12 protein-coding genes are annotated in these 13524 nt (G+C 72.2%); all 12 read right to left on the bottom strand.

The window, feature by feature from the left end; genetic code table 11:
- Positions 1–51: 51 nt before the first annotated feature.
- The 12 genes from NRO40_RS06425 to uvrC all read right to left on the bottom strand — a co-directional run bounded on the left by NRO40_RS06425 (position 52) and on the right by uvrC (position 13483).
- Complete coding sequence (locus NRO40_RS06425; protein ID WP_058944793.1) at positions 52–1599, bottom strand: PH domain-containing protein; 1548 nt, start codon at positions 1597–1599, stop codon at positions 52–54.
- A 239-nt stretch (positions 1600–1838) separates the two neighbouring features.
- Complete coding sequence (locus tag NRO40_RS06430) at positions 1839–2339, bottom strand: PH domain-containing protein (protein WP_058944785.1); 501 nt, start codon at positions 2337–2339, stop codon at positions 1839–1841.
- Between the two features lie 4 nt (positions 2340–2343).
- Entirely contained in the window at positions 2344–3999 is a 1656-nt protein-coding gene (gene pgi / locus NRO40_RS06435; protein WP_058944792.1) for a glucose-6-phosphate isomerase, read from the bottom strand.
- Between the two features lie 202 nt (positions 4000–4201).
- The gene (locus NRO40_RS06440) at positions 4202–4537 is read right to left on the bottom strand and encodes an RNA polymerase-binding protein RbpA (protein WP_003957010.1); all 336 of its coding nucleotides are present in this window, start codon (positions 4535–4537) and stop codon (positions 4202–4204) included.
- Positions 4538–4659: 122 nt separating this feature from the next.
- Positions 4660–4890 carry a preprotein translocase subunit SecG gene (secG, locus tag NRO40_RS06445; RefSeq protein ID WP_058944784.1) on the bottom strand — a complete coding sequence of 77 codons (231 nt, stop codon included), beginning with the start codon at positions 4888–4890 and terminating at the stop codon, positions 4660–4662.
- Between the two features lie 118 nt (positions 4891–5008).
- The gene (gene tpiA, locus NRO40_RS06450; RefSeq protein WP_058944783.1) at positions 5009–5785 is read right to left on the bottom strand and encodes a triose-phosphate isomerase; all 777 of its coding nucleotides are present in this window, start codon (positions 5783–5785) and stop codon (positions 5009–5011) included.
- Positions 5786–5791: 6 nt separating this feature from the next.
- Positions 5792–7003, bottom strand: coding sequence for a phosphoglycerate kinase (locus NRO40_RS06455; RefSeq protein ID WP_058944782.1), 1212 nt, complete (start codon positions 7001–7003; stop codon positions 5792–5794).
- Between the two features lie 113 nt (positions 7004–7116).
- On the bottom strand, positions 7117–8121 hold the full coding sequence (gene gap / locus NRO40_RS06460; protein ID WP_058944781.1) for a type I glyceraldehyde-3-phosphate dehydrogenase: 1005 nt from the start codon (positions 8119–8121) through the stop codon (positions 7117–7119).
- A 233-nt stretch (positions 8122–8354) separates the two neighbouring features.
- The gene (gene whiA, locus NRO40_RS06465) at positions 8355–9344 is read right to left on the bottom strand and encodes a DNA-binding protein WhiA (RefSeq protein ID WP_058944780.1); all 990 of its coding nucleotides are present in this window, start codon (positions 9342–9344) and stop codon (positions 8355–8357) included.
- Positions 9335–10360 carry a gluconeogenesis factor YvcK family protein gene (locus NRO40_RS06470; protein WP_198549454.1) on the bottom strand — a complete coding sequence of 342 codons (1026 nt, stop codon included), beginning with the start codon at positions 10358–10360 and terminating at the stop codon, positions 9335–9337. Before NRO40_RS06470 ends, whiA begins: the two co-directional genes overlap by 10 nt.
- Positions 10357–11313, bottom strand: a complete 957-nt coding sequence (gene rapZ, locus NRO40_RS06475; RefSeq protein WP_107115234.1) for an RNase adapter RapZ — start codon at positions 11311–11313, stop codon at positions 10357–10359. The genes NRO40_RS06470 and rapZ overlap by 4 nt, the downstream gene beginning before the upstream one ends.
- Positions 11306–13483 carry an excinuclease ABC subunit UvrC gene (gene uvrC, locus NRO40_RS06480; protein WP_058944778.1) on the bottom strand — a complete coding sequence of 726 codons (2178 nt, stop codon included), beginning with the start codon at positions 13481–13483 and terminating at the stop codon, positions 11306–11308. The genes rapZ and uvrC overlap by 8 nt, the downstream gene beginning before the upstream one ends.
- Positions 13484–13524 lie beyond the last annotated feature (41 nt).

Raw genomic sequence — 13524 nt, forward strand, 5'->3', positions numbered from 1 at the left:
TGGAGGCCCGGCCCGCGGAGTACGCGGACCGGGCCTCCGCCGTGTCGGGGCTCATTCGGCCGGTTCCAGGAACGGCTCCAGGAGGCCCGGGACGGCGGTGGCGGCGCAGTGCAGGCCCTCGCTCTCGTCCGCGTCGTACACGTGGTAGGCGCCGTCCCCGGCCGCCGTGGTCGCCGTGAGCGTGAGGAGCCCGGCGCGGCGCTGGAAGGAGGACTGCTTGAGCGTCCAGCCGATGACGCCGCCACGCTGGAGGGCGACGGTGGAGCGCCGTACCGCCCCCGCACGCGTCACGAGGTACCCGCCGGTGAGACCGTGCCCGAGGCTCCGGTAGGCGTCCAGGGCGAGGAGCACCGCGGTCGCGGCCAGGACCGGGGCGCAGGCCGCCGCCGTGTACAGCAGGGCGGGGACGTCGAGCGCCGCGCCCAGCCCGACGAGGACCGCCACGGGCGCCGCCGCCGTGGTCAGCGCCCAGCGCAGGCGCCGCGCGCGGGCGGCCCGGGGGTGCGCGGTGAGCACGGCGCTCGTGGGCGGCACGGGTTCGCGCAGGACGCGCGCGGCGACCTCGTCGGCCCTGGCGCGCGGGACGACGGGCAGCAGCGACTTGTGGGTGTCGTGCTTGTCGTCCTTCCCCTTGACCAGACCGGTGGCGATGGCGTCGACCCGGGCGGCGCGGAAGAGCCGCACCCCGAGCGGCTCGACCAGTTCGACGCCGCGCAGCCGCCGCTCCTCCACGGAGAGCGAACGGGCGGTGAGCAGCCCGCGCCGCACGCGCAGGGTCCCGCCGGGCTCGCGCTCCAGCCGGTAGTTCCACCACATCTCCACCCACAGGGCGAATGCGCCGACGACCCCGGCGAGCAGGGTCGCCGACGTGAGCGTGAGGACGACCCAGACGAGCGGTGTGGTGCGGAAGGCCTCACCGACGCGGTCGATGACCTCGCGCTGGACGCCGAACCACTCACTGACCTGCATGACGGCGCCGACCGCCGCACCGCCGAGGAGGGGGGCGACGAAGGAGAGCGGCGCGTACCGGATCCAGGACGGGTCCAGTGAGGCCAGTTCGCCGTCGTGGCGGGCGGTCGCGTCCGGCTCGGTGGCGCGGCGCAGCAGCTCCCGGCGCAACCGCTCCCCCTCCGCCCGGCTGACGGCGTCCAGCTCCAGCGTCGACTCGCCACCGGCGGTCTTCTCCCCGGTGCCGATGCGGACCTTGACGAGGCCGAGTATCCGCAGCAGCGGATTGGCCGTCAGGTCGACGCTGCGGATGCGCTCCCGGGGCAGGGAGCGGCGCCGCTCGACGACGAAGAGCCGGGCGTGGAGCTCGACCCGCTCCGCGCCGACGCGGTAACGCGTCCGGTGCCGGCGGACGTGGGCGAGCGCGCCGGCGCCGAGGACGAGGAGCAGGGCGCCGGCGGTCACCACCAGGAGCGCGACCCACCAGGCGAGGACACCGAGCAGGCCAAGGAAGGCTGGCAGGGCGCCACCGGCCGCGACCCCGGCGCCCGTCACGGCGGCCACCAGCACCGTACGCCGGTCGATCCGCCGCCACTCCTCGCCGTCCCCGGCGTCCCCGGCGTCGCTCCGGGCGGCGTCCCCGGCCCACACTCCGGGCCCGTCCGGCGCGCCTGGCACGTCCGGCACACCGGCCCCGTCCGGCCCGTCCGGCACGCCTGGCACACCTGGCACGTCCGGCACTCTGAACCCGCCCACTCCCCCCGGCCCCTCCGGGAGACCGTCGCCGTCCGGGCGCGGGCCGCCGCCCCCGTCCGGGCGCGGGCCGCCGCCCCCGTCCGGGCGCGGGGCGCCGTCACCGTCCGAGGCGGTCGGGTCGTCGGGAAGCGGGGTCACGTCGCGTCCCCCGGGGTGTCGCGGGTGATCCGCGTCAGCCGCTCGGCGAGGTCGGCCGCCATCCGGTGGTCGAGGCCCGCGAGGGTGACCGCGCCCTTCGCGGACGCCGTGGTGACCGTGACCGTGGCGAGCCGGAACGCCTGCTCCAGCGGGCCTCGTATCGTGTCGACGGTCTGGATGCGGGACATCGGGGCGATCCGCCACTCCTGCCAGAAGAACCCCGTGCGCACGTAGACGGCCTCGTCCGTGACCTCCCACCGGTGCACCCGGAACCACCAGCGGGGGAAGAACGCGGTACAGGCGAGCCCCACCACCGTCACCGCCCCGGCCAGGGACAGCGACCACGTCCGGGCGGGCTCCAGGAGGCCGCCCAGGACGGCCAGGGTGACCGCCGGCACGGCGGTGGTCAGCAGCCACTGGGCCCGCCACCAGCCGACCGCCCGCCGGTCCAGGGTGTTCCTGGGCGGCCGCAGCCGCACCGCGTTCTCCCCCCGCATCAGGTCACCGCCCCCGCAGCGTCCGGTAGGCGGCGACGAGCGCCGCGGTGGAGCTGTCGAGCTCCTCCCCGCCGGTGCCCCGCGTCAGGACGGGCTCGATGCGCTTGGCGAGCACCTTGCCGAGCTCCACGCCCCACTGGTCGAAGGAGTCGATGTTCCAGACGGCTCCCTGGACGAACACCTTGTGCTCGTACAGGGCGATCAGCTGGCCCAGCACGGACGGGGTCAGCTCGTCGGCGAGGATGGTGGTCGTGGGGTGGTTGCCGCGGAAGGTCTTGTGCGGCACCAGCTCCTCCGGGACGCCCTCCGCCCGTACCTCCTCGGGGGTCTTGCCGAAGGCCAGGGCCTGCGTCTGCGCGAAGAAGTTGGCCATGAGCAGATCGTGCTGGGCCGTCAGGTCCGGGCCCAGGCCGGCGACGGGCCTGGCGAAGCCGATGAAGTCCGCCGGGATGGTCTTCGTGCCCTGGTGGATGAGCTGGAAGTAGGCGTGCTGGCCGTTCGTCCCCGGGGTGCCCCAGACGACGGGGCCGGTCTGCCAGTCCACCTCGGTGCCGTCCCGGTCCACGGACTTGCCGTTCGACTCCATGTCGAGCTGCTGGAGGTACGCCGTGAACTTGGACAGGTAGTGCGAGTAGGGCAGCACCGCGTGCGACTGGGCGTCGAAGAACGCGCCGTACCAGACGCCGAGAAGGCCGAGGAGGAGCGGGGCGTTCTCCTCCGGCGGGGCGGTGCGGAAGTGCTCGTCCACCAACCGGAAGCCGTCGAGCATCTCGCGGAACCCGTCCGGGCCGATGGCGATCATCAGGGAGAGGCCGATGGCGGAGTCGAAGGAGTACCGGCCGCCGACCCAGTCCCAGAACTCGAACATGTTGGCCGTGTCGATGCCGAAGTCCTCGACCTTGCCGGCGTTCGTCGACAGGGCCACGAAGTGGCGGGCGACGGCCTCCGGCCCGGCCTTCAGCCCGCCGAGGAGCCACTCGCGGGCGGAGGTGGCGTTGGTGATGGTCTCGATGGTGGTGAACGTCTTCGACGCGATGATGAAGAGCGTCTCCTCCGCGTCGAGGTCGTGGACCGCCTCGTGCAGGTCCGCGCCGTCCACGTTCGAGACGAAACGGAACGTCAGGTCGCGGCGGGTGAAGGCGCGCAACGCCTCGTAGGCCATCGCCGGACCGAGGTCGGAGCCGCCGATACCGATGTTGACGACGTTCTTGATGGGCTTCCCGGTGTGGCCCTTCCACTCCCCCGAGCGGATCCGCTCGGAGAAGGCGGCCATGCGGTCGAGGACGGTGTGCACGCCGGGCACCACGTCCTCGCCGTCGACCTCGACGACGGTCCCCCGGGGGGCGCGCAGCGCGGTGTGGAGGACGGCGCGGTCCTCCGTGGTGTTGATCTTCTCGCCGCGGAACATCGCGTCCCGCAGCTCCGCCACCCCGGTGGCCTCGGCCAGCCGGCGCAGCAACGTCAGCGTCTCGTCCGTGACGAGCTGCTTGGAGTAGTCCAGATACAGGTCGCCCACCCGCAGGGTGTAGCCGGTGCCGCGCTCGGGGTCGGCGGCGAACAGCTCGCGCAGGTGCGTCCGGCCGAACTGCTCGCGGTGCTCGGCCAGGGCGGCCCACTCGGGCCTCCGGTTCAACCTCGGGCGGCTGCTTTCTGCGTTCATGTTGGACATCGGCCCACTTCTTCTCGTACCTGCCTGCTTGCCCCGCTGCCCTTCCAACCTAATTGATCTGACGCCCGCAACGGACTTGTCCACAGGCCAAAACCGTCCGTACGCGCGAACCGTCCCCGGGTACGCGAAAGGGCCCCGCTCGCGGGACCCCTCGGGGTCTCGCGGGCAGGGCCCGTGCTGCGGGTGCCAGGGTTCAGATCTCGCCGCGCAGTTTGGCGAGCGCCTCGGCCAGGATCGCCTCGCCGTCGGCGTCGCTGCGCCGCTCACGCACGTAGGCCAGGTGCGTCTTGTACGGCTCGGTGCGCGGCGGGTCCGGCGGGTTGTCCCGGTCCTGACCGGCCGGGAAGCCGCACCGGGGGCAGTCCCAGGTGTCCGGGACCTGTGCGTCACTGGCGAAGCTGGGCTGCGTCTCGTGCCCGTTGGAGCACCAGAAGGAAATGCGGAGCCGGGGCGCGGACTCACCGCGCTCGGCCTCCCCCATCGGCCCCGCTCCGACCCGGCTTCCCCGGATCGCGTTGCCACTTGCCACGGTCGTCACTCCCTGCGTGATGGTGCTCGAGGATGCCCCAGTCTACGTAAGGCCCAACGCACGTCCATTGACGGGAGTTACCCCGCCGCCCGGAGACGGGACGCGGTCGCGGGACGGCCCGTTCAGCCGTCCAGCTTGATGAGCAGGCCCACGACGACGATGCAGGCGACCCAGAGCAGGCCGACGACGACGGTGATGCGGTCGAGGTTGCGCTCGGCGACCGAGGAGCCACCGACGGAGGACTGCATACCGCCACCGAACATGTCGGAGAGACCGCCGCCCTTCCCCTTGTGCATCAGCACCAGCAGCATCAGCAGCAGGCTGAACACGATCAGGGCGATCGAGAACCCCATAATCACGGCTGGACCCTACTTCCTGGCAATTCTCAAGGACTGGATGGACGACGGGGGCCCAGGCCGACGAAAAGCCCGGGCCCCCGCAAGGGTACGACGATTCCGCCCTACCGCATACTCACTGGTCGCGGAAGCGGACGATCTTGACGAACTCCTCGGTGTCCAGCGAGGCGCCACCGACGAGGGCGCCGTCGACGTCGGGCTGCGCCATGATCGCGGCGATGTTGCCGGCCTTCACGGAGCCGCCGTACTGGATGCGGACCTTGTCGGCCAGCTCCTGGGAGTACAGCTCGGCCAGGCGGGCGCGGACGGCGCCGCACACCTCCTGCGCGTCCTCGGGCGTGGCGACCTCGCCGGTGCCGATGGCCCACACCGGCTCGTAGGCGATCACGACGGACTCGGCCTGCTCGGCGGGGACGTCCTTCAGCCCGCCGTCGAGCTGGGCGAGGGTGTGGGCGACCTGCTCGCCGGCCTTGCGGACGTCGAGGCCCTCGCCGACACAGAGGATCGGCGTCAGGCCGTGCCGGAAGGCCGCCTTCACCTTCTCGTTGCAGACGGCGTCGGTCTCGCCGTGGTACTGGCGGCGCTCGGAGTGGCCCACGGTGACGAAGGCGCACTTCAGCTTGGCCAGCATCGCGCCGGAGATCTCGCCGGTGTAGGCGCCGGAGTCGTGCGCGGACAGGTCCTGGGCGCCGTACTTGATCCGCAGCTTGTCGCCGTCCACCAGGGTCTGCACGGAGCGCAGGTCGGTGAAGGGCGGCAGCACGGCGACCTCGACGGCGTCGTGGTCCTTGTCGGTCAGGGCGAAGGCCAGCTTCTGGACGTGCGCGATGGCCTCGAGGTGGTTGAGGTTCATCTTCCAGTTGCCCGCCATCAGCGGGGTACGTGCGGTCACGGTGGTTCAGTCCTCCAGTGCGGCGAGGCCGGGAAGCGTCTTGCCCTCGAGGTACTCGAGGCTCGCGCCGCCGCCGGTCGAGATGTGGCCGAATGCGTTCTCGTCGAAGCCCAGGGTGCGGACGGCGGCAGCGGAGTCGCCGCCTCCGACCACGGTGAAGGCCGGGGAGCCGACGAGCGCCTGGGCGACGGCCTTGGTGCCCTCGGCGTAGTCGGGGTGCTCGAAGACGCCCATCGGACCGTTCCAGAAGACGGTCGCGGCGTCGGCGAGCTTCGCGGCGTAGAGCTCGCGGGTCTTCGGGCCGATGTCGAGGCCCTCCTGGTCGGCCGGGATGGCGTCCGCGGCGACCGTGGTGGGGTGGGCGGGCGCCTTGGTCTTCAGGTCGGGGAACTCCGCCGAGACCAGGACGTCGACGGGGAGGACGAACTCCACGCCGCGCTGCTCGGCCCGCGCCAGGTACTCCAGGCACACCGGGACCTGGTCCTCCTGGAGCAAGGAGATGCCGACCTCGTGGCCCTTGGCCTTGAGGAAGGTGTACGCCATGCCGCCGCCGATCAGGATGCGGTCGGCCCGCTCCAGCAGGTGGTCGATGACGCCGAGCTTGTCGGAGACCTTGGCGCCGCCGAGGACGACCGCGTACGGCCGCTTCACGTCGTCGGTGAGCTTGCGCAGGACGCCGACCTCGGTGGCGATGAGGTGGCCGGCGTAGGCGGGCAGCAGCTTCGGCAGGTCGAAGACCGAGGCGTGCCGCCGGTGCACGGCGCCGAAGCCGTCGCCCACGTACACGTCGGCGAGGGCGGCGAGGCGGGCGGCGAACTCGGCGCGCTCGGCGTCGTCCTTCGACGTCTCGCCGGGGTTGAAGCGGAGGTTCTCCACCACGGCCGCGCTGCCCGGCTCCAGGGCGGCGATCACGGCGTGCGCCTCGCTGCCGACGGTGTCGCCGGCGAACGCCACGGGCGCGCCGAGCAGCTCGGCGAGGCGCGCGGCGGCGGGCCGCAGCGAGAAGGCCGGGTCCGGGGCGCCCTTGGGCCGGCCCAGGTGCGAGGCCACGATCACCTTGGCGCCGGCGTCGGTGAGCGCCTTCACGGTGGGCAGGACGGCGCGGATGCGGCCGTCGTCGGTGATGGTCGTGCCGTCGAGCGGCACGTTGAGGTCGGCGCGTACGAAGACCCGCTTGCCGTCGACCCCTTGCTGGAGAAGTGCGTCGATCGTCTTCATCGGTTGGTGCTCCTTGGAGAGACTTCGGTCGGCGCAAGCGACAGGGCCCGTACAGCGCGGCGTTGCGCTGCCCGAGCCCTGTGCTCACATCGAGGTGCCCGCCCTGCTGTCTATCAGAGCCGGCTGCCCACGAAGACGGTGAGGTCGACGAGTCGGTTCGAGTAGCCCCACTCGTTGTCGTACCAGCCGACGACCTTGACCTGCTTGCCCTGGACCATCGTCAGCGACGAGTCGAAGGTGCAGGAGGCGGGCCAGTTGACGATGTCGGAGGAGACGATCGGGTCCTCGGTGTACTCGAGGACGCCCTTCAGCTGCCCCTCGGCCGCCTTCTGGAAGGCGGTGTTGATCTCGTCCCTGGTGACCTCGCGGTCCAGCTCCAGGACGAGGTCGGTGACCGAGCCGGTCGGGACCGGGACGCGCATGGCGATGCCGTCCAGCTTGCCCTTGAGCTGCGGGAGGACCAGCGCGGTGGCCTTGGCGGCGCCCGTGGAGGTCGGGATGATGTTCTCCGCGGCGGCGCGGGCGCGGCGCAGGTCCTTGTGCGGGAAGTCCAGGATGCGCTGGTCATTGGTGTACGCGTGGACCGTCGTCATCATGCCCTTGACGATGCCGAAGTTCTCGTCGAGGACCTTGGCCATCGGCGCCACGCAGTTGGTGGTGCAGGAAGCGTTCGAGATGACGTGGTGGTTGGCCGCGTCGTACTTGTCCTGGTTGACGCCCATCACGATGGTGATGTCCTCGCCGCTGGCCGGAGCCGAGATGAGGACCTTCTTGGCGCCGCCGGCGATGTGCTTCTCGGCGTCGGCCTTCTTGGTGAAGATGCCGGTCGACTCGATGACGATGTCGACGCCCAGCTCGCCCCACGGGAGGTCCGCGGGGTTGCGCTCGGAGAGCACCTTGATGGTGTGGCCGTCGACCGTGATCGTGTCGGCGGTGTGGCTGACGTCGGCCTTGAGGCGGCCCAGGACGGTGTCGTACTTCAGCAGGTGAGCGGTGGTCGCGGTGTCACCCAGGTCGTTGACAGCCACGATCTCGATGTCTGCACCCTGCTCCAGCAGCGCGCGGAAGTAGTTACGACCGATGCGGCCAAAGCCGTTGATGCCTACGCGGATCGTCACGAACCGATCTCCTCGTTGGTACGCCGGCTCGACGCCGGCGAGCTGTATTGGGATGTCCCCGACCGCTTACGACCCTACCCCGCTCGGGCCCGCGCAGTGACATCGAGCGCACCCGTACGACGACGCCCCCGAACCTACCGACGGGTAGCTCACGGGGGCGTACGACAACCCCCGCCGGGGGCCCGGAGATCGGGGCCCGACGGGGGTCACAAGGTGGCATACGGGGCGGGTCGTCAGCCGACCAGGCCGTCGGCCATCTCCTCGGAGAGGTTGGACTCCGTACCCGGGATGCCGAGGTCCTGGGCGCGCTTGTCGGCCATGGCGAGGAGGCGCCGGATGCGACCGGCGACGGCGTCCTTGGTCAGCGGCGGGTCGGCCAGGGCTCCGAGCTCCTCCAGGGACGCCTGCTTGTGCTCCATGCGCAGCCGGCCGGCCGCCGCGAGGTGCTCGGGCACCTCCTCACCGAGGATCTCCAGGGCGCGCTGCACGCGGGCGCCGGCCGCGACGGCGGCGCGGGCCGAGCGGCGCAGGTTGGCGTCGTCGAAGTTGGCCAGCCGGTTGGCCGTGGCGCGGACCTCTCGGCGCATCCGCCGCTCCTCCCAGGCCAGGACCGACTCGTGCGCGCCGAGCCGGGTCAGCAGGGCGCCGATCGCGTCGCCGTCGCGGACGACGACCCGGTCCACGCCCCGGACCTCGCGGGCCTTGGCCGCGATGGAGAGCCGGCGGGCGGCGCCGACCAGTGCGAGCGCGGCCTCCGGCCCGGGGCAGGTGACCTCCAGCGACGAGGACCGGCCGGGCTCGGTGAGCGAGCCGTGCGCCAGGAACGCGCCGCGCCAGGCGGCCTCGGCGTCACAGGTGGCACCCGACACGACCTGCGGGGGCAGCCCGCGGATGGGGCGGCCGCGGCCGTCCACGAGACCGGTCTGGCGCGCCAGCTGGTCCCCGCCGGCGACCACCCGCACGACGAACCGGGAGCCGCGCCGCAACCCGCCCGGGGCCATGACGATCAGTTCCGAGCCGTGCCCGAAGATCTCCGCGATGTCCCGCTTCAGGCGGCGCGCCGCCATCGCCGTGTCCAGCTCGGCCTCGATCACGATCCGGCCGCTCACCAGGTGCAGGCCGCCGGCGAACCGGAGGATCGACGACACCTCGGCCTTTCTGCAGCAGGTGCGGGTGACGGGGAGCCGGGAGATCTCGTCCTTCACCGCTGCCGTCATCGCCATGGGCCGATCCTTCCATGCATCCGAAAAATACGGTCGTACGCGGCGGCCAGCAGCTCCGGGTCGTGCTTGGGCAGGCCGTCCTTCCTGGCCACCGGGGCCAGTTCGACCGCTGCGCCGAGCCACTTGGCGGCGTCCGCCAGCGACTCGCGGTCAGGTACGGCGGCCTCGTCGGCCAGCACCACGTCCAGGGCGAGTTTAGGGGCGTGTCGGGCCAAAACCTCCAAATGACGCTGCGGAGAGAACCCGGCGGTTTCGCCGGGTTGCGGCGCGAGGTTCAGCGAGAGCACCCGGCGGGCCTTCGTCTCGACCAGCGCGTCGAGCAGTTCGGGCACCAGCAGGTGCGGGATCACGGAGGAGAACCACGACCCCGGGCCGAGCACCACCCAGTCCGCGTCCAGCACGGCGGCGACCGCCTCGGGCACGGCCGGCGGGTCGTGCGGCACCAGGTGCACCGACTGGACCTCGCCGGGCGTCAGCGCCACGGTCGCCTGCCCGCAGACGGTGTCGACGTCGTCGGGCCGCGCCGGGTCGTGCCCCCTGACCAGGGCCTGGAGCTCCAGGGGCACGGCGGACATGGGCAGCACCCGGCCCTGAGCGCCCAGCAGCCTGCCGACCAGGTCGAGCGCCTGGACGTGGTCGCCGAGCTGTTCCCACAGGGCGACGATCAGCAGGTTGCCCACGGCGTGCTCGTGCAGGTCGCCCTGGGACTGGAAGCGGTGCTGGATGACGCGGGCCCACGTCTGACCCCAGTCGTCGTCACCGCACAGGGCGGCGAGCGCCTTGCGCAGGTCGCCCGGGGGCAGCACGCCGAGCTCCTCGCGGAGCCGGCCGCTGGAGCCGCCGTCGTCGGCGACGGTGACCACGGCGGTCAGGTCGCCGGTGATGCGGCGCAGCGCGGCGAGGGAGGCGGACAGGCCCATGCCCCCGCCGAGCGCGACGACCTTCGGCTGCGCGCGGCGTCTGCGCAGCGCGCGGGCCGGGAGGGTGCTCGCGCGCCGCGGGTACGGGCGCCTCACTCGCGCCCCATGTCCCGGTGCACGACGACGGTCTCGACCCCTTCCGAGGCGAGCCTGGCGGCGAGCTTCTCGGACATGGCGACCGAGCGGTGCTTGCCGCCCGTGCAGCCGACGGCGATGGTCACGTACCGCTTGCCCTCGCGGCGGTAGCCGGTGGCGATCAGTTCGAGCAGCTCCGTGTACCGGTCGAGGAACTCCTTCGCGCCCGGCTGGTTGAAGACGTAGCCGGACACCTCCTCGTTCAGCCCGGTGTACGGGCGCAGCTCGGGCACCCAGTGCGGGTTGGGCAGGAAGCGGCAGTCGACGACGAGGTCGGCGTCGACGGGCAGGCCGTACTTGTAGCCGAAGGACATGACCGTGGCCCGCAGCTCCGGCTCCTCGTCGCCGGCGAACCGCGCGTCCATCTTGGCGCGCAGCTCGTGGACGTTGAGGCTGGAGGTGTCGATCACCAGGTCGGCGTCGCCGCGCAGCTCGCGCAGCAGGTCCCGCTCGGCGGCGATGCCGTCGACGATGCGGCCGTCGCCCTGGAGCGGGTGGGGGCGCCGCACGGACTCGAAGCGGCGCACGAGCGCGTCGTCGGACGACTCCAGGAAGACGATGCGGCGCGTGACCTGCTTGGCGTCCAGGTCGGCGAGCGACTCGCGGAGGGCGTCGAAGAACTGACGGCCGCGGACGTCGACGACGACGGCGATCCGGGCGACGTTGCCCTGGGAGCGGGCGCCGAGCTCCACCATGGTGGGGATCAGGGCGGGTGGGAGGTTGTCGACGACGAACCAGCCGAGGTCCTCCAGGCACTTCGCGGCGGTGCTGCGTCCGGCGCCGGACATGCCGGAGATGATCACCAGCTCGGGGATGGCCGCCTCGGCGGCCTCGCCGGCCTCGATCGTCGTGCCCGTACTCACGTCTGCTGCTCCGTCTTCTGCTCTGTCGTCGTGGGCGGTGTGGTCATTCATGTCCGGATCCCCGTCCATGCGTGGTCCCCCCGTCGTCGTCTTCAATGATCTCTCCTGTCGCCGTGTTCACGGCCGGAGCGGCCGGGGCGGCCTGGGCGAGGGCCACGGCGACGGCCTCGGCGGTCTTGCGGCCGAAGCCCGGAACCTCGCAGATCTGGTCGATTGTCGCCTGCCGGAGGCGTTTCACCGAACCGAAATGCTTGATCAACGCCCGTTTGCGCGCGTCTCCGAGGCCGGCGACGTCGTCCAGGGGGCTGGTGCGCAGGCGCTTGCCGCGCTTGCTGCGCTGGTAGCGGATGGCGAAGTCGTGGGCGGTGTCGCGAACGCGCTGGAGGAGGTACAGGCCCTCGCTGGTGCGGGGCAGGACGACCGGGTCGTCCTCGCCGGGGAGCCAGACCTCCTCCAGGCGCTTGGCCAGGCCGCAGACGGCGACGTCGTCGATGCCGAGTTCGTCGAGGGCGCGGCGGGCCGCCTCCACCTGGGGCTTCCCGCCGTCGACGACGACCAGCTGGGGCGGGTACGCGAACTTCCGGGGCCGGCCGTCCTCCTCGGCGGCCATCGCGTCGAGGTCCTCGGGCGGGACCCCGGCGGCGGCCGGTGTCCCGGCGGCCGCCGCGGACGGGACGCCGTCGGCCGGGGTCGGGACGCCGTCGGCCGGGGTCGGGGTGCCGTCGGTCGGGGTCGGGGTGCCGTCGGTCGCGGTGGGGGTCTCGCCGTTGCCGCCGACCCACTCGCCGGTCCTCTCCTTCTCCGCGAGGTAGCGCCGGAATCGGCGGCTGACCACCTCGTGCATGGAGCGGACGTCGTCCTGTCCCTGGCCGTGCCAGACCTGTGTGTCCCCGACGCGACCCTTGATCTGGAAGCGGCGGTACTCGCTCTTGCGGGGCAGCCCGTCCTCGAAGACGACCATGGAGGCGACGACGTCCTCGCCCTGGAGGTGGGAGATGTCGAAGCACTCGATGCGCAGCGGCGCCTCGTCCAGGCCGAGGGCGTCGGCGATCTCCTCCAGGGCGCGGGAGCGGGTCGTGAGGTCGCTGGCGCGCTTGGTCTTGTGCAGGACGAGGGCCTGCTGGGCGTTGCGCCCGACGGTCTCCATCAGGTCCCTCTTGTCGCCGCGCTGCGGGATGCGCAGGGACACCTGGGAGCCGCGGCGGTCGCTGAGCCACTGGGTGACGGCGTCGAGGTCCTCGGGGAGGGCCGGGACGAGGACCTCCTTGGGGACGGCGTCGCCGCGCTCCTCTCCGTACAGCTGCTGGAGGGCGTGCTCGACGAGGCCGGCGGTGTCGACCGCCTCCACCTTGTCCGTGACCCAGCCGCGCTGGCCGCGGACGCGTCCGCCGCGGACGTGGAAGATCTGCACGGCGGCCTCCAGCTCGTCCTCGGCGACGGCGATGAGGTCGGCGTCGGTGGCGTCGGCGAGGACGACGGCGTTCTTCTCCATGGCCCGGCGCAGGGCGCCTATGTCGTCGCGGAGGCGGGCGGCCCGCTCGTACTCCATGTCGTCGGCCGCCGCCATCATGTCCTTCTCCAGGCGGCGGATGTACGTGCCGGTGCGGCCGGCCATGAAGTCGCAGAACTCCTCGGCCAGTTCGCGGTGGTCCTCGGGGGTGATCCGGCCCACGCAGGGGGCGGCGCACTTGCCGATGTACCCGAGGAGACAGGGGCGGCCGGTCCGGGTGGCGTTGCGGAAGACCCCGGAGGTGCAGGTGCGGACGGGGAAGACGCGCAGGAGGAGGTCGACGGTCTCGCGGATGGCCCAGGCGTGCGCGTACGGCCCGAAGTAGCGCACGCCCTTCTGCTTGTGGCCGCGCATGACCTGGACGCGGGGGAACTCGTCGCCCAGGGTGACGGCGAGGTAGGGGTAGCTCTTGTCGTCGCGGTACTTGACGTTGAAGCGGGGGTCGTACTCCTTGATCCAGGAGTACTCCAGCTGGAGGGCCTCCACCTCGGTGGAGACCACCGTCCACTCCACGGACGCCGCCGTGGTGACCATGGTCCGGGTGCGCGGGTGCAGGCCCGCGAGGTCCTGGAAGTAGCTGCCGAGCCGCTGGCGCAGCGACTTGGCCTTGCCGACGTAGATCACCCGGCGGTGGTCGTCACGGAACTTGTAGACCCCCGGCGAGTCGGGGATCTGTCCCGGCTTGGGGCGGTAGCTGGAGGGGTCGGCCATACCTGACACCCTACTGGCGCCCACCGACAGCCCGGGGCCGA

The organism is Streptomyces changanensis (genome assembly GCF_024600715.1).
GTDB lineage: Bacteria > Actinomycetota > Actinomycetes > Streptomycetales > Streptomycetaceae > Streptomyces > Streptomyces changanensis.

Bases quoted from the DNA above. Each gene is read 5' to 3' on its own strand.
- uvrC (WP_058944778.1), bottom strand. From the start codon at position 13,483: ATGGCCGACCCCTCCAGCTACCGCCCCAAGCCGGGACAGATCCCCGAC.
- rapZ (WP_107115234.1), bottom strand. From the start codon at position 11,313: ATGAATGACCACACCGCCCACGACGACAGAGCAGAAGACGGAGCAGCA.
- NRO40_RS06430 (WP_058944785.1), bottom strand. From the start codon at position 2,339: ATGCGGGGGGAGAACGCGGTGCGGCTGCGGCCGCCCAGGAACACCCTG.
- secG (WP_058944784.1), bottom strand. From the start codon at position 4,890: ATGGGGTTCTCGATCGCCCTGATCGTGTTCAGCCTGCTGCTGATGCTG.
- NRO40_RS06455 (WP_058944782.1), bottom strand. From the start codon at position 7,003: ATGAAGACGATCGACGCACTTCTCCAGCAAGGGGTCGACGGCAAGCGG.
- whiA (WP_058944780.1), bottom strand. From the start codon at position 9,344: ATGGCGATGACGGCAGCGGTGAAGGACGAGATCTCCCGGCTCCCCGTC.
- pgi (WP_058944792.1), bottom strand. From the start codon at position 3,999: ATGAACGCAGAAAGCAGCCGCCCGAGGTTGAACCGGAGGCCCGAGTGG.